Origin of the sequence: Kribbella sp. NPDC023855, assembly GCF_040639475.1 — a bacterium.
Classification (GTDB): Bacteria; Actinomycetota; Actinomycetes; order Propionibacteriales; family Kribbellaceae; genus Kribbella.
Genome location: NZ_JBFAAA010000007.1, coordinates 315,393 through 334,880, shown reverse-complemented (window position 1 = coordinate 334,880; position 19,488 = coordinate 315,393). Strand labels below are relative to the sequence as shown.

Genomic DNA, 19,488 nt, shown 5'->3' with positions numbered 1-19,488 from the left:
CCGAAGCCGTCTGTCCCCGCCAACGATCTGAGGAGCGGCTTCTTGCCCAAGAGCGAAGGCTTCCGTGCGATGCCCCGACCAGTACGAGTTGTGCTGGTGGGCCTGCTGATCGCGGCGTTCGGCAGTGGCAGCACCGTGCCGTACCTGTACGCCTTCATCGTGCATCTGGGACTCGACGCGCGCGCGGCCGGCATCCTTTTGACGGCCCGCGCTGTGGGAGCGGTGCTCGGGGCAGTGCTCGGCGGCGCGTGGGCGGACAGGGTTGGAGCCGGGCGTGCCGCCTTCCAAGCGGCGGTCGTGGCGTGCGGGACAACGCTCGCGTTGCTGCTCATCCGCGAACCGTGGACCGGCGCAGCTCTCTTCACACTGTACGGCGCGGTTGGCGCCATGTTGCAAACTGCCCTGGCAGCCTGGTTAGCGCAGCAGACGACGCCCACGCAGCGAACCAGCGCTTTCGGGATCCAGTACGTCATGGTCAACGTCGGTGGAGCCGGCGGAGCGCTCGTTGCCGGGATGGTACTCAAGGCCTGGCCAACCAGTGGCTACACGTTCCTCTATGTCGCGGACGCGATCTCGATTGCTCTGTTCGCCTTGGCTGTGTGGCCGAGGGGCGCCACGAGGAGTCAGCTGCCAACCAGTCCGCAGAGCGCGTCGACGGCAGAGAGGAAGGGGTATTCGGAGGTTGTCCGCGACCCGGCCGCGCGGTGGCTCTGCCTCACGGTGGCGATTGTCGTCGCCGCGGGATTCTCCCAGCTGCACGTCGGCTTGCCAGTTCTCGCGCTCGCCTCCGGTCTCTCCGCTGGCGATCTGGGCTGGGCATTCGCAGCTAACATGCTTGCAGTAGTCATCCTGCAAGCGCCGGTACGTCGCCTCACGGTGTCATGGCGACGCACCTCCAGCATGTTCTCAGGCATCGCTGTGATGATGGCGGCGTGGACGGTGCTCGCCGTTGCAACCACACTCACTGCGGTCCACCTCGTCATGGTCGCGGTCGTCTTCGCGGCCGGTGAGGTGTTGATGGCCCCCGTTATGTCGGCGCTTGTGAATGACCTAGCTCCCGACGGTCTGCGAGGGCGCTACAACGGCGCGATCACCTTGGCATGGACTGGTGGATGGCTCGGCGGTACGGCCTTCACCGGCGCGGCTGTGGCAATCAACGCTGCAGAGTTGCTAGCGCCTGTGTTCATCTCCCTGCTCGGCCTCGGCCTCGCCGTTTCTCTCCGCATGCGTCAACACCTCCCGGTCCTAGCCGACGATCCGTTTCGGACTACAGCGACGTGAGGAAGCCGCCACAGGAAACAATTGCCAGAGGCAACGGTAGGACCTCTCAGCATGGGTGGCACGCATCGATGTGATGATCGCGGCATGGCGTTGAACTACTGGGCGACCACACTCAACGCCCTTTGGCCTGCTCCGCAGCCGGCTACCCGCAATTCCCAGCTACCGATGTCAGCTGCTCGAAGCGATGATCTTGAACAGCTGGTCCGGTGCTCCCGTAAAAGTAGAGCGAACAGCAATAGGGGAGAAGTCTGGATTGCCTTGCAGACGGGTCAGGGCGTCGTTGGTCTGCGCGCTGATGATCGGTTGCGCCGTCGCCGCGCCGGCCGCGGGTACCTTCCATCGCTGAGCAAGCGAATCATCGCACGTCATGCTGTAGACCCCGGTCGACCCGGTGAGCACAGAAAGGCACTCGCCAGGGTTGCCGACGTTCTCGATGACGACGGTGGAAGTGTCACCGGCCGCCCGTGAGATCTTCCACTTCTGCCGTGTGAGCGAAGGATTGTCGAAGAGGAAGACATCCGGCGTGAAGCCGGATGAGTTGGGGGCGGCCGTCAGTACGTTCTGAGGACTGCCAGCGGCAGAAACGATCTTGTACTGCGTCTCGGCAGCGGCGCTCGAGTCCGAGGAAGCCGCACCCGCGGGCAGACACACGGCAGTCGAAACGGTCGTCAATGCAGCCAGGGACAGAAGTGTCTTGCGGACCATGAAACCTCACTAGATCTTGGGTGCCTACACCCGGGAACACGTCCGAGGCCATCCTTGCCCTGGTCAGGCTCGACCGCATGAGGGAAATCCCTCGATCTCAGTTGGCCGATACTCCTCTGTTCCACTGGCCACAGAGATCCCGCTCGGGCTGTGCGCGTCCTGCAATCCGATGGTCGTGATGATCCCGTACTGCCAGGGGCGGGCTTCTATCCGCACATCTGAACGGAGCTTTACATGAGACCAACCGCGCGAAGAGTCCTGGCCTTGCTGGCAACAGCAGTGGTAGCTGCTACCGCCTTGGCCGTGATCGCGCCGGCTCAGCAGGCGGCAGCGGCGTCGCTGCCGGCCCAGCCTGACTCGGCTCCGGCGGTCACCCAGTTGGGCAGTGGCTCGAGTACGTTCGCGGTCGTTCGTACTTCGGACAGCCGCTTGTTCTACAACACCGGGAACTGGACTGCTGCTTGGAACAACGGGGGATGGAACGAATGGAAGGAGCTCCCGGGTGGCGGCCGGACGCCGTTCGCCCCCGCGGTGGCGAAGCTCAACGGCAAGATCTACGTCGTGGTCGCCGGCCAGGGCGGCAAGAGCATGTTCACCCAGGCCTATTCGACCAGTGGTTATGGTTCCTGGGAGGGAACGTGGCACGAGATCCCAGGCGGAGGGACTTTCACCGCGGGCCTGCGGCGGCCGCGCTGAAAGGCACCCAGTTGGCGTTCGCCGCTCCGGGCTTGTCGGATCAAGTGCACTTCCAGCGCTGGCATCACACTTTGAAGACCCAGACCGCCGTCGGAGCGTCCTACGTCTACGGCTACCTTCACGTCGTTGCCCCCGGCGACAACAGGCGCGTGTACTCGACGAAGGGCGAGGGCAGCGCGTTCACGCCATGGTCAGAGCTTCCCGGCAGTGCCCTTACCGACCATGCACCTGCTTTGACCACCGTCAAGACGGCCGACTACGGCTCCGGACTCGTCGCGGTGGTTCGTGGTGTGAACGACGACTTGTTCTACCAGACCACTGACTCCAAGGTGAAGTGGCGCGCGGCATGGAAGCTGATGACCCACGCCGGCAACACCTCGTTCGCGCCTGCAGTAGCAAACGTCGACGGGAGCGTCATGCCGTACGTCGTCGGTTCCAACCGGGGCGTCTACGGGCAAGCACTCGCCCCTTCGGACTCGACCGGGAGTACCTACGTGCCGCACTCGGCGTACGGGGGCTGGTTCCTGGTGCCGGGCAGCGTCGTCAGCGGTGGTGGAACGCCCCCGCCGCCACCTCCGACCACCCCTCCGCCGACCTCGGATTCACTTGTCAACCGTATATCGACCTCAGTGAGAAGCGGATCTACATCACCTTCAAGAACAGCGGGAACACCAGTGCGGGCGGATTCCGCGTCAACTTCTTGGTGAACAACACGGTGTACGACTACTGGGTCTTCAGTAGCGCCGCGCCAGGCGCGACCCAGACCATCTACGCCGACGTCTCCGGTCTGTCGCCGGCAGACACCTACAACTTCGTGCTGGATGCCTACAACACAGTGGCCGAGAGCCACGAAGGGAACAACAGCTACAACGGCTACATCGGGACGGTCCCGGTGGTCGATTAGCCTCAGCGCCGAAATCCGCGACCGAGGCCACGGCGACACGCGGCCTCGGTCCGCTCCGCAAGGACTTGTCGAGTCCGGGGACGCGCCGGCTAAATGGGTACGGACGGCAGCAGGCAGGAGAAGTCGACTTCTGGGAGGATAGAGCGATAGTAGACGCGCTCGTTGGTTGGCAGGCTGCGGAACAGGTCGTGGCGCGCGCACAGGAGACTTGCGACCGCCTCGCGACGCTGAGTCGTGACGGTGAAGGTGTCCGGTACCTCGAGCTGTGGCAGGTCCTTGCCGAAGAAGTAGTAGTGCGGCGTCTTGACGTACGGCACCAGACCGTCGAAGCGTCGAACGGCGCGGTCCGCGCATGTCTGCAAATCCAGCGTGAGTGCCGCGAAAGGTTTGTTGTTGAGCAGCGGATCGGGGCGCGTTGCGCCGAGCCGCTGGCAGACCATCAACTCCTCGTAGAGCAATGCGCCCTTCGGTGCCGCACGCATCACCACGCGGTCGAGGTTGGCACGCAGTGCGGAGTGCACCATTATGCGATAAAGGTAGAGGACGAGGCCCGAGCCACGGTACTCGCTCGCGCACGCGGTGCCCACCACTTCGGCAAGGGCTAGACCCTGTGCGCGCAAGGAATCCACCTCGGCGCGGTGCGTGGAGTCCGCGGGGAGGCCTAGGTCTGTGTCGAGCACCATCGAGAGGGTGCCGACGACACGGTCGCCCTTCTTGGCAACGAAGATCATCGTCGTGGGAAGGGCGTTGTACTTGGTCACGTGGAGCCGTGCCTCGTTCGGTTTGATGATGCCCACCGTGGTGTAGACGTCGTGCAGAAGGGTCAGGGCCGCCTTGATGTCACCAACGGTCTCAGCCCTGTACACGCGGACATCGGCCAGTCGAGCTTCGTCGAAGCGGACGTACTTCAGCAGCAACTTACGCGAAGCGCGGCGCGGCAAGGCGGAAAACAACAGAGGCCCAGCGGCTGACTGGACACGGGTCCGGACTGTGCTCAGTCTCGCCGTCCGTCGGTGGAACACTTCGGTCGGAGAGAGTCGCGTGGGCGGGTTGATCGGTGAGCCCTCGAATGTTGACGTGCACCGACAGTAGGTCGGCCAATAGGGCTTCTGGTCTAGGCCGTTGTGCATTGTTCTGTCCTCGAAGGCTGGTGCCGCCGATGGTCTCGGCAGCACGGAGTGGATGCGGATGTAGCCGCAGGCAACGACCGCAACAGCGGCATCAGCCTCCGAGTGGACCTTGCTTGCCCTTCTTGATGACTGGCTTGCCGTCGGGCTTGACGACGGACCAGTTGCCGCCGATTCCTTCACCCTTCACATCGGTCGGTACCTTGTCCTCTTTGAATCGGTACAGCGGCCAGCCATTGAGCGTCACCTGCACATACCCGTCACCATCACGGCGGCCGACGGTCCCGACCAGCTTCGGGTCGATGCCCACGATTTCGACCTTCGAGCCGTCGGTCAGCGCAGGCGGCCAGGTGATCAGGCAGTCGAAGTTGCAGTTCACCTTCGACGGCTTGTCCTCGTCCACCTCGAAGCGATACGCCGTCGAGCCGTTGATGGTGACGACGTCCGCGGTCACTCCCTTGACCGTCGTACGACGGACTTCGAGCTTGATCGGACCGGGCCTGACAGTCGGGGTGGGAACGGCTGCGGTCTCGGCCGGCTGCTCCGGCGCCGCAGTTGTCTGGGCTGGCGGCGGAGTCGACGTCGCCGGGCTGTCGGTGTAGTCGGCTGCTGTGGGCGAGCCGCAACTGGACAGCAGCACGACCGCCGACGCGACCATTGACAGGGTGGTGGGAAGCCTCATGACTGATCATCTCCGTGACGAGGCGCCGCCGTGCGACAGCCGGCGCCGATAGTTACGCCGGCGCATCAACCTGACCGGCGTCCGATCACCGATGCATACGCGGGCCGGGAGGCAACCGGTTCTCGCCGGGCGGAGACTTCATCACCCAGGCGGCATCCAGGAGTCGTGAACCGGATCGCGGCGGAGCGCCGTACTGCGGCTTGAAGACCCGACAACGGATGGACTGACCCATGGAAGCTTCCGGACCAGGTAACGCCGAAGTCCTGTCGCGACAGGGCCGCCGGCGACGTTCTGGGCCTCACGACGGCCTGGGCGGCCTCGCGGTTGCGGCCCTGATGGGCGCGTTGGTGGCCGTCGCGCTGGGTGTCTACGGCCGCACGCACGAGCCCACCGGCCGGCCGCTTGCCCTCGTGATCGGCTTCAGCGGAATGACGCCAATGAAGGCATGGCTGGCGACCTTCGGTGTTTTGCTCGGCGTTTTCCAGGTCGTCACAGCAGCGTGGATGTGGGGCCGACTGCCCATCACGCGCAAGGCACCGGCCTGGGCCGCCGAAGGCCACCGATGGAGTGGCGCTGTCGCATTCGTTCTGACGCTGCCGGTCGGCTACCACTGCCTGTGGAGCCTTGGCTTCGTCACGTTCGACACCCGTACTGCGCTGCACTCCATCGCGGGCTGCGCGTTCTACGGGGTCTTCGCCACGAAAATGCTCTCGCTGCGCACGGAGAAGCTGCCGGGATGGGCTCTGCCACTTGTCGGCGGCGCGTTGTTCACGCTGCTTGTCGCGCTGTGGGCGACCGCATCCCTGTGGTACTTCAGCCAACCCGGCGTGCCGCTTCGCTGACGCCAGCTCATCCAGAGGAATCCATTGCACATGACCAATCGCGAGATTGACCGCAGATCGGCGCTACTCGGAGCCGGGACGCTTGCCGTGGGCACGGTACTGAGTGCCTGCGTGGTTGAGCAGTCAGTGCCTGCTGAACAACCGGCACCGGCCAAGCAGCCGACCACATCGGTGCCACAAGCAACCGAGTCGAGCGCACCAACCGCACAGCCGGCGGGCGACCTGCTGACCAGCGCGAAGGATGTCCCTGCCGGCGGCGGGGTGATTCTCAAGGATCAGAAGATCGTAGTCACCCGCGACGACAGCGGTGCTCCGCACGCCTTCTCCGCCGTCTGCACGCATCAGGGTTGCCTGGTCACTGCCGTCGGCGAGGGAACGATCGACTGTAAGTGCCACGGCAGCAAGTTCGATCTCGCCAGTGGCGAACCTGTTGGTGGCCCGGCGAAGAAGCCCCTTCCACCTGTCGCCGTCGTCGAACGCGACGGTGGCCTCTTCCAGGCTTAGGAGAGCGGCTGATGCCGATGTTCAAGCGACTACCGACGACCCTGTGGCTCGTCGGGGCGACGGCTGCTGTGACGTGTCTGAGTCCGGTTGTAGGACAGGTCGTCACGGCGCAGGCGCCGCCGGTCCGTGCCCAGGTCGAGGCGAATACCGCACCACCCGCGTCCGCTTCGACAGCTCCAGCGCCGACCGATCCAGCGCCGACCACCGAACCGCCGGCCACGGAACCGCCTACTGGTGAACCGAGCACAGAGGTCTCGGCAGGTCCGGGCACTGTGTCTGCGGGGATCACGAAGCTCGGTCCCACCGCTGTCGATGCGGAAGGATTCACGTTGTACTTGTCCGTTCTGGACAAGACGAATCCTCCGCGGTCGGTGTGCCTCAGCGACGCCTGCCTGAGCGCCTGGAAGCCGCTGTCCGTCCCGCAAGGGGAACAGCCGACGGCGGGCAAAGGCGTCGATCCCGCAGCGGTGGGGGCAGTCGACAGGCCGGATGGGACCCGCCAGGCAACCCTCGGCGGATGGCCGCTGTACCGCTATGCGCAGGACACGAAGCCTGGTGAGGTGAACGGGGAAGGGATCAAGGGCACCTGGCACGCGATCAGCCCGGCCGGCAAGAAGGCCACGGCTCGGTAGCCGCGTCCCCGTCATCGCTGGTCGAGCGCCGACGGGGATGATCCACTAGGCCGGTTACACACGTAGTGCTTAGTGACACGGTGAGTCGTCGATCAGACGGGCAGGCAGAAAGCGATCATGGAGGAGTATTCAGGCGAGCCGGAAGGTCACCTTCCGGTGGAAGAGACCGAGGCGGCCCTCGCCGGTTTCGAGACGGTACTGCGCAGCGGCGAGGTTTGGGCCCAAGTTCCCCCGGACCTCGAACAGCGTGTGTTCGCCGAGGTTGATCGGGTCCGTGTGGGTTCGAACGCGGCCGCTCCTCCGGTTGCTTCGCTGAACGGCACGGTGGTCCCAGTCAAACTGACGGCGTTGCGTAGCGGATCCCGAACTCGGCGGGTACGGCTCGCAACCATGCGGCGGCCGGCTTTGGTGGCCGCGGCAGCTGCCATGATCGCTGCGGCAGGCTTCGGAGCCACGGCATTGGTACAGCCGGACGCTCGCACAGTGGCTCTGGTCGGCACGCCCCTTGCTTCTGACGCCCGCGCCCGGGTCGACGTGAGAGATACACCCTCTGGCGTAGAAATCAGCATGAACATCACCGGGTTGCCCCCGACGCCACCAGGTAGTTACTACGAGGGGTGGGTCAAGGGCGTCCGGGGAACGGTCCCGATCGGCACCTTTCACTTGCGGGACGGAGCTGACGAGATCAAGCTCTGGTCCGGGGTGGAGCTGAGGGACTATCCGACCATCACGGTGACGATCCAGCAGGAGGGCGCCGGCCCCGCATCGTCAGGTCGCGTCGTACTCGTCGGCGAAGTCGTCCCAGAGGATCGCTGAACCGCCACAAGCTGTGATCACGCTGAGGCATCGCGGCCTGACAATGGTTGCCTCTGGCACGCGACGGGAGTACGGCATTGCCGTCATTGTTCGAGCGTGAAGCTCAGATCGGCCAACTGATCGAGGCGGTGGCCGCCGCCCGCAAGGGGCGGAGTTCGGTGGCCCTCGTGACCGGTGAGGCAGGGATCGGCAAGACGAGCCTGGTTCGTTCGTTCGCCGCGCTCCTCAAGCCTGACGTACGGACTCTGACCGGTGGTTGCGACGACCTTCTCGCGCCGCCGGCCTTGGGGCCGCTCAGGGAAGCGTTCGTGCGTACGGAGGGCACGGTCGCGGAGGCGCTCGGACAGGGCTCCGTCGAGCCGCTCTTCAACGCGCTGATCGGCGAACTGGCCGATGACCCGCCGACGGTGCTGATCCTCGAGGACCTGCAGTGGGCGGACGATACGTCGCTCGACGTCATCCGCTACGTCGTACGACGGCTGGATCGTGTGCGTGCTGTGCTCGTGCTGACGTTTCGGTCGGATGCGCTCGATTCCGGCCATCCCCTCCGCGCGCTGCTCGGTGAGATGGCCTGTGCACGGGCACAGCGGATAGTGCTTGCGCCGCTCACTCTCGAGGCGGTCCGGGTGTTGGCCGGCGGTTCGGGATGGGATCCCGAAGAGCTGCATACCTTGACCGGCGGGAACCCTTTCTACGTGGCCGAGGTACTTGCCGGGCCGGCCGGTGGTGTTCCGGCCTCTGTGGTCGACGCGACTCTTGCTCGCACCTCCGAATTGAATCCGGGCTGTCTTGATGCGGTCGAGCAGCTGTCCGTGGTCCCGACTCGGGTGAGCTTTGATCTTGGTGAGCGGCTGCTCGGCGAGCGTTTCTCCCATCTGGCAGACGCCGAACGTAGCGGAATCCTCGAGGTTGGGCCCGAGGGCATCCGCTTTCGGCATGAGCTTGCCCGGCGGGCTGTGGAGCACAGTCTCTCGGAAACGCGACGAATCATCCTGAACCGTGCCGTCGTCCGGGCCATGTCGGGCGCGGACGCTCCGGAACTGGCTGCGCTGGTCCATCATGCGATGCAGGCTGGCGACATCGAGACCGTAGTCGCCCATGCACCGACGGCGGCGCGACAGGCCTCGCGATCGGGTTCACACCGGCAGGCATTGACCTGTTTCGACGCCGTCCTGCCGTATGCCGTTCGCCTCGACCCGCGTGATCGCGCGCAGCTGCTTGACGAATTCGCGTGGGAGCTACATATCGCCCACCGATTCGCAGACGCCGTCGAAATCGGCCGCCAGGCAGTCATGCTGTACGAGTCCGTCGGCGAGTCGGCGGAACGGGTGGAGACCCTGCTGCGGCTCTCGCGGCACCAGTGCATGGCTGGTGACACCGACGATGCACAGAAGACGATTGAACGCGCGTCAGAAGTCACGCAGCCCCTTCGGTCCTTGTCGCCGCGGGCAGCAACGCTGACCCACCGGGGCATGCTTCTGACACTCACCGGGCGCCTCGACGAGGCCCTCGGCGTACTGGAGAAGGCTCGCGATCTCGCGGCCAAGGCCGAGCGGCCAGACCTTGTCAGCCTGTGCCTCAACTACTTGGGCACGGTGCTCGCGGACTCCGGTGATCCAAGAGGGCTCACCTATCTGCGGGAATCCCTCACTTTGGCGCTCGAAGCCGGTGCCTATGAGTCGGCCGCTCGGGCTTATGCGAACACCGCCGAGGTTTTGTTTCGCCATTCGTTGTTCGACGAGCTCGCCGCCTGCCTGGACGAAGGGCAGAGATTCACCCAGGAACGAGGTTTCTCGTCCCACGCGTACAACATCGAGGTCCATCGCGCACAGCTCGACCTGCGATGCGGGAAATGGGACGCTGCGGAACGCCGCCTCCGCCGCTTGCTCGACTCGGTCGATGAGCCGGGAGTGCTGTCCGCGTACTCGACACCGGTGTACGCGCGACTGCTGGCTCGCCGCGGTGATCTGGAGACAGCCGGCGGCATGCTCACGACGTCGTGGCAACGTGCATGGAAGCAGAAGTCTCTGGTTGGGATTCTGTACGCCGGCGTCGCCTACGCCGAGTGGGCGTGGCTCAGCGAGCGACCAGACGTCGCTCGGGAGATCAGCTCGACGCTGTCGCGCTATCCGTTCCCGAGGGGTGCGGACCGCCTAGCCAAAGAGCTGCGTCGTTACCTCTGCCTCGCAGAAGACGCCGACCAGCGGAGTACTCCGAACTTCGCCCGGTCGGGACCTCAGGACGACCCCTACGAGAGGAGCATCGAGCTGGTGGCATCTGGATCGCCAGGAGCCGCGAGATGGGCGCTACGGATTCTTGAGGGCTTGGGGGCCAGGGCAGCCGTCGCAAGGATCAAAAGGGACCTCGAGAGCCAAGCGGCGCCGGCTGCCCCGGGCCCGGGCGGTGCGGAAGATGCTGGTGGGCTGACCAGTCGGCAGATTGAAGTCCTCCTGCTCCTCTCGGAAGGGCTGACAAACGCCGAGATCGCGAGACGACTGGTGTTGTCGGTTCGGACGGTCGACCACCACGTCTCCGCGATCCTGGCGAGGTTGGGCGCGCAGACGCGTCATGAGGCGGTGGCGGCAGCCGCGAGCCTGGGACTACCTATCGGACAGTAGGTCCGCGTACCTCGGCGCTAGGTAGCGCCGGCCGTGCCGAAATAGGCAGTCCGCTACCGATGTGATTCCGCCCGATCCGGCCGACTGTGGTCCGTGCAATGGACTGTTCGATGAAGTCGCGGGGACGATGCGGGCCAGGAGTGGTTCGGTGACCGTTGACCCGGAACTGAGTTTGGAAGAACGGTTTTGCCGCGGTGACGAGGGCGCGATGCGAGAGATGTACCGCGAGTTCTCCGCTCCTATGTATGTCATTGCACTGAGGTTGCTGGGGCGACATGAGCTGGCCGCGGACACAGTGCAACGAGCCTTCGTCCAGGCCTGGCGGGCCGCCGGCAGCTTCGATGTCTCCCGGGGTCTGCAGCCATGGCTCTACGCCATCACCCGCCGCGCGGCGATCGATGTCTACCGGGGCCAGCGTCGCGCGGCAGAGATGCTGTCGCTGGAGCCGGAACAGATCGATCGTGTGATGGTCGCGTACGACCCGACGATGGAGGAGACCTGGCAGACGTGGCAGGTTCGCCAGGCGCTCGACCAACTGGCGCCTGCGGAACGTGAGGTCATCGACCTGGCGTATCACGGCGGTCAGACCCAAAGCGAAATCGCAGCACATCTCGGGATCGCGCTCGGCACTGTCAAGAGCCGCACATCCCGGGCACTGCGGCATCTGGCCGCTTCGCTAGGCCATCTCCGAGACGACGCCCTGACTGATAGGTAGGTCACCCGCAAGTTAGGCAGCATCTACCGATGACGGCTGCCGGCTGCGGGGTCGAACCTGGTGCCATGAATGGTTTTCCGACTGAAGTGGAGGCCGTCCTGGAGCGCTACTTCGCGGCCGAGTTGACGACGTTCTCCAGGACTGGTGTGCCGATCACTGTCGCGCTTACCCCCATTTGGCAGGCCGAGGCAGGCCGGATCATGGCAACGACAGGAATCGGGCTACCTCAGAAGCTGTACAACATCCGGCGCAATCCCAAAGTTGCTCTGCTGTACTCGGATCCAACCGGCAGCGGGCTCACTCAGCGGGCCGCGGTGCTCGTCCAGGGCGACGCGACGATCTCGAAGATCACCACCTGGGACGACGAGTTGGCCGCCTGGTACGAGATGGCATGGCGTAAGCAGCCGAACGGCATCGGCACCGATGTCATTTCGCGCAGAATCCTGTCCTGGTACTTCCAGCGAGTGAAGATCCACGTCACTCCACGACGTGTCTTGTGGTGGCCGGACGGCGACATGTCAGCGGCGCCGAAAGCTGTGATGGCATGACCGCACGCGAGGAGGCGCAGGCAGCATCGGCGACCTTCGGCAGCGTTGTGCTCACCGTCGTCGGCACGGACGGTTACCCACTGAGCTTGCGCTGCCGACTGACGCCGGCCGGGGACAAGGCAGCCCTTCAGGTACCGCAGCCGGACTGGCTGAAGTTCGAAGATGGTCCCGCATGCCTGATGTCCCACAGCCACAACGACGTCGGTTGGGACCTCCGCAGCTTCCTGGCCAAGGGGTCAGCGGCATTGCGTGAAGGCCACGTCGTTTTCACGCCGGCAGAATTCCGCTGGCTTGCGGCGACTGGAGGAAGCCGGATCGCGCTGTTCCGCAGCGCTCTCAAGCAGATCCTCCAGGCGAGGCGGGACGCCGAGAGGTATCTCCTCCGCGCAGACGAAACTCCGCCCGCGATCCCCTGGAAGACCCTCCGCGGAGCGAAAAAGCGGGTGCTGGCCGAGGGGCGCCGTGCAGAGGGGCAGCACAGCTGATCCTGTGACGTTCCGAGAGGGCCGGCGCGCAAAAACCCGGTCGGCCATCGCACGCAGCGATGGTCGGCCCGTCCCGACGATCTAGGCGGCGCCAAACCCATCGGCGGGTCACAGAGATTTCGAGCTATGCCCGTCGGCAAATGGGAACCGACTCGGCGGATGCGCTCGTATTGATGCGAGGAGCTTGATCTCAGCAGCGTTCGCTCGCCCCGGGGCGGCGATGTGCTGACGCGATCCGTCCGGATCCGGATTCCTTCAGAACGTGTGGAGTATGCGACGGAGCTGCCTGGTACGGGGCGCCTCCGCGCCGTTCTCAGCGCGGCCATCACTGAGGCGCCTCGCCCTCGGTGGTGGCATCCCTAACTCCCCGCTTCTGAAGGCTTGGTCGAGGCCAGTGGCAGTCAGGCTGCGGCGCCCAGCAGGAAGCTGCCGACGATTTGTCTGAGCACATCACTCGAGGAAAGGACGCATGATGAGTACCGCGCGAACCGCTGACCGTCTGCTACGGCTTCACCGCCCGACCCAAAGCGAGTTCCGGCGGGCGGTGAAGGCAAGCAGGCTGGTGGTGATCACCGGCTTGTCACGCGAACTCTCGCGAGGCGGTTCGTACTCTCTCGACGACCTTCAGAACGCGATCGGCGAGCATCGCGTCGAGGTCGACCGCCGGGCGTCGAGGAACACGCCTCAGGATCCCGAGGCTCGTCCGAACTTCGAGCGAATCCCTTTCGCGGAGCTTCGCGCACGGATCGAGAGCGAGGCCTACGCCGGCCCACGAACCTATCTACAGGACGACGTCCGCAACCTGCCCTCGTTTCACTCGAGCTACCAGGTGCCGACGTACCTGCGAAACACCGCAATCGTACGGACGAAGCTGTGGGTCAGCGGGAAGGGGATTGTCACGCCGCTCCACTATGACCCGGTCGAGGTGCTCCACTGGATGATGGAGGGCAGCAAGCGCTGGTTGTGCTTCCAGCCTGGGCTGAGGAATTTCTACCCCCACGGTGTCCACACCAAGGCTCCGATGTTCAGTAAGGTCGATCCGACTGCCCCCGACATGTCGGCCTACCCACGCTGGAAGCATGTCCGGCCGATCGAATTCGAATTGCACGCCGGAGAGTTGCTCTACATCCCGGCGTTCTACTGGCACCATGTCGAATCGACAGCCGACCACAACGTGTCGATGAACTACATCTGGCTCGCATCGCCATGGAAAAACACGCGGTACTTTCCCGAGTTCGTACAAGCCATGCCATTCGTCGCCTGGCAGGCCAAGAAGATCGCCAGTGTTCGATCACGCCACTCGGGCCGGTCCTAGGGACTGCTGAGGCCGGTCAGGAGGCCGTGAGGTAAGCGAGGACGGCGAGTATGCGTCGGTTGCTGTCCGGCGATTCAGGTAGGTGCAGTTTTTGGAAGATCGTGCGGATGCGGGTCTCGACCGTTCGCTCCGCGACGTACAGGCGCGCGGCGATTGCCGCATTGGTGAGGCCCTCCGCGGCAAGGGCCAGTACCTCCCGTTCGCGCTCGGTCAGTGTCGCAAGGGGGCCATTCGGTTGGGGCGGGGTCATCAGGGCCGCGACGATGGCCGGATCCAGTGCCGAGCCGCCGGATGCCACCCGCTGCATGGCGTCGAGGAAGTCGGAAACGCGGAGCACGCGGTCTTTCAGGAGGTAGCCGAAGCCGCCGGCCCTGACGAGGTCGACGATATGGCGTGTCTCGACGTGCTGCGAAAGCATCAGGATCGGCAACGTTGACGACCAGTCGCGCAGTTCCTTCGCGGCGCGAGCGCCGTCGTCGTTCATCTGTGGCGGCATCCGTACATCGATGATGGCGAGATCGGGGGTCTTCGCCATCACCTCGGCAACCAGGGAAGGAGCATCGGCGGCGGAAGAGACCACCTCGTGTCCGTTTTCAGCGAGCAGCCGGGCCAAGCCCTCGCGGAACAGAGCAGAGTCCTCACCGATCACGACTCGCACGGGATCACCGCCTGCAGAGTCGTCCCGGATCCGTGGTTACTGACGACGCTGAAATCCCCGCCGACGGAGGCGATTCGATCCCGGAGCGATGTCAGGCCGAACCCCTCGCGCGCACCGCCTACGCCGTCGTCACGGATCTCCACGCTGACCAGACCATCGCGGCGAAGGACCTCGATCTCGATCTGACTGGCGTGGGCGTGTTTCATCGTGTTGGTGAGAGCCTCGCCCACGGTAAAATAGATGACGCTGGCAACGTTCTCCGCGACGTCCATGTCGTGGACGTTGAGGCTTACGGGCACGGAGCTGTCTCCCGCCAACCGCCGCAGAGCGACCGAGAGGCCGTCGTCCAGGCCGCTGGGCCGTACACCGTGTGCGATCCGCCGCAGCTCGTTGATCGTGTCCTCCAAATGTTCGACAAGCTCATCGAGCTCACGGTTCATCAGCCGGTCCGATGCAGATCGCGTCAGGCGCTGCTGCAGGCTACGCATTCGCATGCCAATGGCAACAAGTCGCTGCTGGGTTCCGTCGTGCAGGTCGCGTTCGATTCGTTTACGCTCCGCCGCAACGGCGGACATCAGACGGGCGCGACTGGCGCTCACCTCGGCGAGTGCTTCACGAAGCTCGAGTTGTAGCCGGCTGACCTCGATCGGCAGTCGGGCCTCACGAGCGAGCTCACCCGCCAGCCGGACACGGCGGGCCGAGACGTTGCCCAGGACAAGGAGTGCAACTGTCGATCCTGCTGTCTGCAGCGGGATCGACTGGTCACTGCTGGCGACGGCCGGCCGGCCGCGGACATCGACGTACTCCTCTTGTCCCGGTCTGCGCAGGATCAGCTGGAGATCGGGATCGCGGAGTGCCGAGCGGAGCACCTCCTCGACTTCTTCCGGCGGGGCTTGACGGTCACGCACCAGACCGACGAAGTCTCGTACTTGTGCGACCGCGACGGTGTGGTCACGGTCGATCAGTCGCCCAACAGCCCGGTGCAGCCGGTGGTACAACGGCAACAGGGCGAGCGCGGTGACGAAGGCGGCGCCGGTGACGCCGGCTTGGCGCTGCTCGGGGACTATCGAGTCGACGAGAATCACCACGCCGGCGAAGCTTCCCGCCGAGAGGAGGCTGGTGATAGCCCAGGTGACCGTGCCACCAAGTAGCCGGTCGACGTCCAAGAGATCGTGGCGGACGATGGCGACCGCGATCGCAGCCGGTACCACGACGAGCATGCAGGCAAGGAACCCGGCGTACGCAAATGAGGGGGCCACACCGGCGGACACGACGAACCAGCTCAGCACCAGCAGAATGGGCACGCTGAGGGCAGACCACAGCAGCCATCGCAACTGCTGCCTGGTCCGTTCACTGCCGGTGCGGTAGCGAACCACGAGGCTCGCCATGACGGTGACCAGGACACCGGCGAACAAGGCAAGAGCCACGACGCCAACAGCCGGAGAGAGGGGCGAGGAGCTCGTGTTCAGCGTCGAGATAACGACGTTCACTATCAGCGCTGCTCCGGGAACCGCCACGGCACCGAGACGCCAGCCATTCCCGGGCAGTAAACCGTCGGGGAAGAGCAGGATCAAGCCTGCGAACCCGAGGAAGAGCCATGCCCAGACGCCGGCGCCGGCAACGGCTGCCGCCTCTGCACCCGGCATCGGTGCCGCTGTCGCCGCCGAGGCACCCCAGTCCTCGATCCCGAAGACTGCCGCCGGTACGGCGCTGGTCCACCCGAGGGCAGGACCGACGGGCGAGGCCGGCACCTTGACCCAAACCAACCAGCCGAGCACGAGCGCCGGTACCAGGAGCAACGTCGACACAAGAAAGGTGGTCGACGTGCCGACGGAGGCGGGCCCGTAGGCCAGCAGGGCCCGGATGGCGGATGCGCTGAAGTAAACGATCGTCGCCATCACGATCCAGCCGCCCGTCCGGGCATGAGCTGTAGGCACACCTCATGATGGCCCGCCCGCCGACGCGTTGTCATCAGTGCTACCACTTACGTATCCGTTGCGGTGGCATCGGATGCTGACACGGATGCGGTGAGTCGGTCCGCAGTTGCATCGTGAGTGAAGTCAGTCAGAGCCACTCATGAAGGAGATTGTCGTGATCGCCATCATCACCTTGTTGCTTGCGTTTCCGCTGGGGTTCCTGCTTCGCAGCCGGACCTCCGCCATCCTCGCTTATGTGGCCGTTTACGGCTACTGCTTCGCGTTCCAGAACGTCTATCTGATGCGAGACTGGGTCGAGAACCGATCAGGTGCCTTCCCAGCCGACGCGGCGACGTTTCCCGCGGAATACCTTGTCGTCACAGCGGTGATCTATCTCCTCGGGCTTGGCCTAGTTGCCGTCGGCCACCGCTTCGGGACGCGCCGCCGGAACCGCCTCCCCGGTGTCGACCTCGACCGCGCGCGGGCATGACGTCTCGGCATGTCTGGTTACCAGGTGGTCACATCGTCGCTTCTGGAGAGAGATGCGCCATTGGCCGAGCTGCTGAACGTCGTGACGGCACCCTCCACCGGGCGCGGTGCGGTCGCGCTGGTCACAGGCGAAGCTGGAGCCGGCAGAACAAGCGTCATCCGATCCTTGGTGACGGGAATGGACAAGGACGTACGTATCCTGATCGGTAGCTGTGACCAGTTGTCAGACCCACCGGCGCTTGGTCCGCTCCGGGAGGCCTACCGGGGAAACGCCATCGCCGAGACCTTGAAAGCCGGCGTCACACAACAGGCGCTCGATGCCTTGCTCAACGACCTCGCCGGTGACCGTCCGACCGTCCTGGTTGTGGAGGATCTGCAGTGGGCGGACCCAGCTTCGGTCGACGCCATTCGGTACCTGGCGCGGCGACTCGAGCAGCTGTCCGCTGCTCTGGTGCTGACCATGCGCTCGGACGTCCCTGACCTGGGAGACTCACACCGTGCGCTGCTTGGAGAACTCGCCAGCTGTCGTGCTCGGCGGATCGAGCTCAAGCCCCTGTCACTGGCAGCCGTGGGTGTTTTGTCGCAAGGGTCTTATTGGGACCCGGCCGAGTTGCATAGCCTCACTGCGGGGAATCCGTTCTACTTGACCGAGGTTCTGGCCGATCCCGCAGGTGGAGCCTCCGCGAGGGTGGCTGAGGCGGTCATTGCCAGGCTCCATCTCCTGGGTACGGACTGCCTCGCGGTCTTGGAGCAGCTGTCTGTCGTGCCAAGGGCCGTCGACATCGCCTTCGCGGAGAGGCTCCTGGGGCATCAGTTCAGCATCCTCGGCCACCTGGAACGCTGCGGGGTCATCGCGATCCGCGCCGGCAACGTCGAATTCCGGCGCGAGGTAGAACGGCGCGCCGTCGAGCGGAGCATCGGACGGATCAGACAAATCGACCTCAACCGGAGGGCGCTACAAGCCGTCCTGCCTGACCACCCAGTCGGTCCGGCGGCGCGTGCGCGCATCCGAGACGAGTACGCCCGTGATCTCCACAGGGCGCAGCGCTTGACGGAGGCGACTGAGCTTGTCCATGAAACGGTCTCCTTGCTCGAGCATGAGGGCGAGAGCGCGGCTCTCGTGGAGTCGCTCGTCCGGCTGTCGCAACACCTGCAAATGGCTGGCGACAACAAGGGTGCTCTCACTGCCGTGGACCGGGCCGCCGGACTCGCAGAGCCAATGGAGTCGGAGACGGCACAAGCCGTCGTGTCGACGTACCGCGGCATGTTGCTGGCGCAGACTGGGCAGTGGCACGAGGCACTCGTGGTGCTCGGACGGGCTCGCGACTTGGCGTCTGCTGTCGGGCGAACTGATCTCTTGACGTTGTGCTTGGCCTACCTCGGTACTGTCCGAGCAAACTCGGGCGATCCGCGGGGCGTCGTCCAGCTGCGAGGCGGCCTGCGTACGGCCCTTGAATCGGGCGATGCCGATGGTGCGGCAGCGGTCTACGCCAACCTGGCCGAAGTTCTGTTCCTGCACGCAAGGTTCGACGAACTGGGGGCCTGCCTGGACGAAGCGCGGAGGTTCACCGAGAAGCAGGGGCTGCGGTCTCTCACCTCGCCCCTCGAGGTGTATCGGGCGCTGCACAGCATGCGATCGGGTGATCCGCACGGCGCCGAGTGGCGGCTGTTTCGGCTGCTCTCAGCATCCGAAGGTCTGGGGTCGGTGCGGCTCTACAGCCTGCCGTTCTACGCCAGACTCCTGGCGCGCCGCGGCGAACTCGAAGCTGCGGAGCCGTTCCTCGCCGACTCGTGGCGCGAAGCGTGGCGGCAGGGGTCGCCGATCGGGATTCTGTACTCGGCCCTCGCACGCGCGGAGTGGGCGTGGCTCAGCGGGCGTGCCGACGTCGCCGAGGAGATTCGCGCCCGGGTGTCAACAGATGCCCTGCCCCAAGGCCTCGATCATCTGGTCGGTGAAATGTACCGCTATCTGTTTCTTGCTGGTGCCAGCACAGAGATGATCGATGGCCAGGCAGGCTCGCACTATGTGGCCGGCCCAGACCAGCTGCCCAGGATCCTCGGCGATCCTTATGAGGAGGCCATCTCGCTCATCTGTGACGGATCGCCGAATGCGATCCGGCGAGCGGTGTCGCTACTGGAGAAACTCGGTGCCGTCGCTGCCGTGAGACTCGTCAGCAAACGGCCCGAGAAACCGACCGGCCGAGGTGAACACACACCTGACGGGGCAGCGATCGATGCGTCGCTGACTCGACGTCAGCGCGAGGTTCTTGAGTTGCTGGTTCAGGGACTGACGAATGCGGAGATCGCGAGGACTCTCGTCGTCTCCGTGCGAACCGTGGATCACCATGTCTCGGCAATCCTTGCGAGACTGGGAGTTCGGTCGCGTCAAGGGGCAATAGCAACAGCCAAGGCCGTGGGGCTGACCCCGATGGCCGGCAGAGCGCGGGGCACCACAGCGCACACTCTGACGGCCTCGATGACGGTGGTAGGGCCTTCACCAGGGCGGCGTGTGCCCGCCGCCTGAGCGATCCATCCGCGGGGTGCCGCTCGTATCG

The 19,488-nt window shown here is 65.0% G+C and carries 20 protein-coding genes; 14 read left to right on the top strand and 6 right to left on the bottom strand.

What is annotated here, in order from left to right; genetic code table 11:
- The first annotated feature begins 42 nt into the window (after positions 1–42).
- A complete protein-coding gene (locus tag AB0F51_RS25560) occupies positions 43–1,281 on the top strand; it encodes an MFS transporter (RefSeq protein ID WP_360284080.1) in 1,239 nt (412 codons plus the stop codon).
- A 168-nt stretch (positions 1,282–1,449) separates the two neighbouring features.
- Here AB0F51_RS25560 and AB0F51_RS25555 read toward each other — a convergent pair whose 3' ends face one another.
- Positions 1,450–1,986 carry a hypothetical protein gene (locus AB0F51_RS25555; protein WP_360284078.1) on the bottom strand — a complete coding sequence of 179 codons (537 nt, stop codon included), beginning with the start codon at positions 1,984–1,986 and terminating at the stop codon, positions 1,450–1,452.
- Between the two features lie 234 nt (positions 1,987–2,220).
- On the opposite strand from AB0F51_RS25555, the gene AB0F51_RS25550 reads away from it, so the two are divergent.
- Positions 2,221–2,682, top strand: a complete 462-nt coding sequence (locus AB0F51_RS25550; protein WP_360284076.1) for a hypothetical protein — start codon at positions 2,221–2,223, stop codon at positions 2,680–2,682.
- Between the two features lie 307 nt (positions 2,683–2,989).
- On the opposite strand, the gene AB0F51_RS25545 is transcribed toward AB0F51_RS25550, so the two are convergent.
- Positions 2,990–3,121: a hypothetical protein gene (locus AB0F51_RS25545; protein ID WP_360284113.1), complete on the bottom strand. Its 132-nt coding sequence runs from the start codon at positions 3,119–3,121 to the stop codon at positions 2,990–2,992.
- 78 nt (positions 3,122–3,199) lie between these two features.
- Here AB0F51_RS25545 and AB0F51_RS25540 point away from each other — a divergent pair, with 78 nt between their 5' ends.
- Positions 3,200–3,586 (top strand): CARDB domain-containing protein, encoded by a 387-nt coding sequence (locus AB0F51_RS25540; RefSeq protein WP_360284111.1) that lies wholly within the window; start codon positions 3,200–3,202, stop codon positions 3,584–3,586.
- An 89-nt stretch (positions 3,587–3,675) separates the two neighbouring features.
- On the opposite strand, the gene AB0F51_RS25535 is transcribed toward AB0F51_RS25540, so the two are convergent.
- Complete coding sequence (locus tag AB0F51_RS25535; RefSeq protein WP_360284074.1) at positions 3,676–4,503, bottom strand: hypothetical protein; 828 nt, start codon at positions 4,501–4,503, stop codon at positions 3,676–3,678.
- A gap of 304 nt (positions 4,504–4,807) precedes the next feature.
- Positions 4,808–5,395, bottom strand: a complete 588-nt coding sequence (locus AB0F51_RS25530; RefSeq protein WP_360284072.1) for a hypothetical protein — start codon at positions 5,393–5,395, stop codon at positions 4,808–4,810.
- 263 nt (positions 5,396–5,658) lie between these two features.
- On the opposite strand from AB0F51_RS25530, the gene AB0F51_RS25525 reads away from it, so the two are divergent.
- The 9 genes from AB0F51_RS25525 to AB0F51_RS25485 all read left to right on the top strand — a co-directional run bounded on the left by AB0F51_RS25525 (position 5,659) and on the right by AB0F51_RS25485 (position 13,870).
- Positions 5,659–6,237: a DUF6529 family protein gene (locus tag AB0F51_RS25525; protein WP_360284110.1), complete on the top strand. Its 579-nt coding sequence runs from the start codon at positions 5,659–5,661 to the stop codon at positions 6,235–6,237.
- A 126-nt stretch (positions 6,238–6,363) separates the two neighbouring features.
- Positions 6,364–6,741, top strand: coding sequence for a Rieske (2Fe-2S) protein (locus tag AB0F51_RS25520; RefSeq protein ID WP_360284070.1), 378 nt, complete (start codon positions 6,364–6,366; stop codon positions 6,739–6,741).
- A 329-nt stretch (positions 6,742–7,070) separates the two neighbouring features.
- Positions 7,071–7,373: a hypothetical protein gene (locus AB0F51_RS25515; RefSeq protein WP_360284068.1), complete on the top strand. Its 303-nt coding sequence runs from the start codon at positions 7,071–7,073 to the stop codon at positions 7,371–7,373.
- 117 nt (positions 7,374–7,490) lie between these two features.
- Positions 7,491–8,189 (top strand): anti-sigma factor, encoded by a 699-nt coding sequence (locus tag AB0F51_RS25510; RefSeq protein WP_360284066.1) that lies wholly within the window; start codon positions 7,491–7,493, stop codon positions 8,187–8,189.
- A gap of 47 nt (positions 8,190–8,236) precedes the next feature.
- The gene (locus AB0F51_RS25505) at positions 8,237–10,807 is read left to right on the top strand and encodes an AAA family ATPase (protein WP_360284064.1); all 2,571 of its coding nucleotides are present in this window, start codon (positions 8,237–8,239) and stop codon (positions 10,805–10,807) included.
- 148 nt (positions 10,808–10,955) lie between these two features.
- Positions 10,956–11,522 (top strand): sigma-70 family RNA polymerase sigma factor, encoded by a 567-nt coding sequence (locus AB0F51_RS25500; RefSeq protein ID WP_360284062.1) that lies wholly within the window; start codon positions 10,956–10,958, stop codon positions 11,520–11,522.
- Between the two features lie 29 nt (positions 11,523–11,551).
- Entirely contained in the window at positions 11,552–12,070 is a 519-nt protein-coding gene (locus tag AB0F51_RS25495) for a pyridoxamine 5'-phosphate oxidase family protein (RefSeq protein ID WP_360284060.1), read from the top strand.
- Positions 12,067–12,555: a hypothetical protein gene (locus tag AB0F51_RS25490; protein WP_360284058.1), complete on the top strand. Its 489-nt coding sequence runs from the start codon at positions 12,067–12,069 to the stop codon at positions 12,553–12,555. Before AB0F51_RS25495 ends, AB0F51_RS25490 begins: the two co-directional genes overlap by 4 nt.
- A gap of 469 nt (positions 12,556–13,024) precedes the next feature.
- A complete protein-coding gene (locus AB0F51_RS25485; RefSeq protein ID WP_360284056.1) occupies positions 13,025–13,870 on the top strand; it encodes a cupin-like domain-containing protein in 846 nt (281 codons plus the stop codon).
- Positions 13,871–13,886: 16 nt separating this feature from the next.
- Here AB0F51_RS25485 and AB0F51_RS25480 read toward each other — a convergent pair whose 3' ends face one another.
- Both AB0F51_RS25480 and AB0F51_RS25475 read right to left on the bottom strand, forming a co-directional pair.
- Positions 13,887–14,519, bottom strand: a complete 633-nt coding sequence (locus AB0F51_RS25480; protein ID WP_360284054.1) for a response regulator transcription factor — start codon at positions 14,517–14,519, stop codon at positions 13,887–13,889.
- The gene (locus AB0F51_RS25475; RefSeq protein ID WP_360284052.1) at positions 14,516–16,102 is read right to left on the bottom strand and encodes a sensor histidine kinase; all 1,587 of its coding nucleotides are present in this window, start codon (positions 16,100–16,102) and stop codon (positions 14,516–14,518) included. The genes AB0F51_RS25480 and AB0F51_RS25475 overlap by 4 nt, the downstream gene beginning before the upstream one ends.
- A gap of 517 nt (positions 16,103–16,619) precedes the next feature.
- Between AB0F51_RS25475 and AB0F51_RS25470 the strand changes: the two genes are divergently transcribed.
- Together AB0F51_RS25470 and AB0F51_RS25465 are read left to right on the top strand one after the other, a co-directional pair.
- Positions 16,620–16,934 carry a hypothetical protein gene (locus tag AB0F51_RS25470; RefSeq protein ID WP_360284050.1) on the top strand — a complete coding sequence of 105 codons (315 nt, stop codon included), beginning with the start codon at positions 16,620–16,622 and terminating at the stop codon, positions 16,932–16,934.
- A gap of 9 nt (positions 16,935–16,943) precedes the next feature.
- Positions 16,944–19,457 carry an AAA family ATPase gene (locus tag AB0F51_RS25465; RefSeq protein ID WP_360284048.1) on the top strand — a complete coding sequence of 838 codons (2,514 nt, stop codon included), beginning with the start codon at positions 16,944–16,946 and terminating at the stop codon, positions 19,455–19,457.
- Positions 19,458–19,488 lie beyond the last annotated feature (31 nt).

Bases quoted from the DNA above. Each gene is read 5' to 3' on its own strand.
- AB0F51_RS25555 (WP_360284078.1), bottom strand. From the start codon at position 1,986: ATGGTCCGCAAGACACTTCTGTCCCTGGCTGCATTGACGACCGTTTCG.
- AB0F51_RS25550 (WP_360284076.1), top strand. From the start codon at position 2,221: ATGAGACCAACCGCGCGAAGAGTCCTGGCCTTGCTGGCAACAGCAGTG.
- AB0F51_RS25530 (WP_360284072.1), bottom strand. From the start codon at position 5,395: ATGAGGCTTCCCACCACCCTGTCAATGGTCGCGTCGGCGGTCGTGCTG.
- AB0F51_RS25510 (WP_360284066.1), top strand. From the start codon at position 7,491: ATGGAGGAGTATTCAGGCGAGCCGGAAGGTCACCTTCCGGTGGAAGAG.
- AB0F51_RS25495 (WP_360284060.1), top strand. From the start codon at position 11,552: ATGACGGCTGCCGGCTGCGGGGTCGAACCTGGTGCCATGAATGGTTTT.
- AB0F51_RS25490 (WP_360284058.1), top strand. From the start codon at position 12,067: ATGACCGCACGCGAGGAGGCGCAGGCAGCATCGGCGACCTTCGGCAGC.
- AB0F51_RS25485 (WP_360284056.1), top strand. From the start codon at position 13,025: ATGATGAGTACCGCGCGAACCGCTGACCGTCTGCTACGGCTTCACCGC.
- AB0F51_RS25465 (WP_360284048.1), top strand. From the start codon at position 16,944: ATGTCTGGTTACCAGGTGGTCACATCGTCGCTTCTGGAGAGAGATGCG.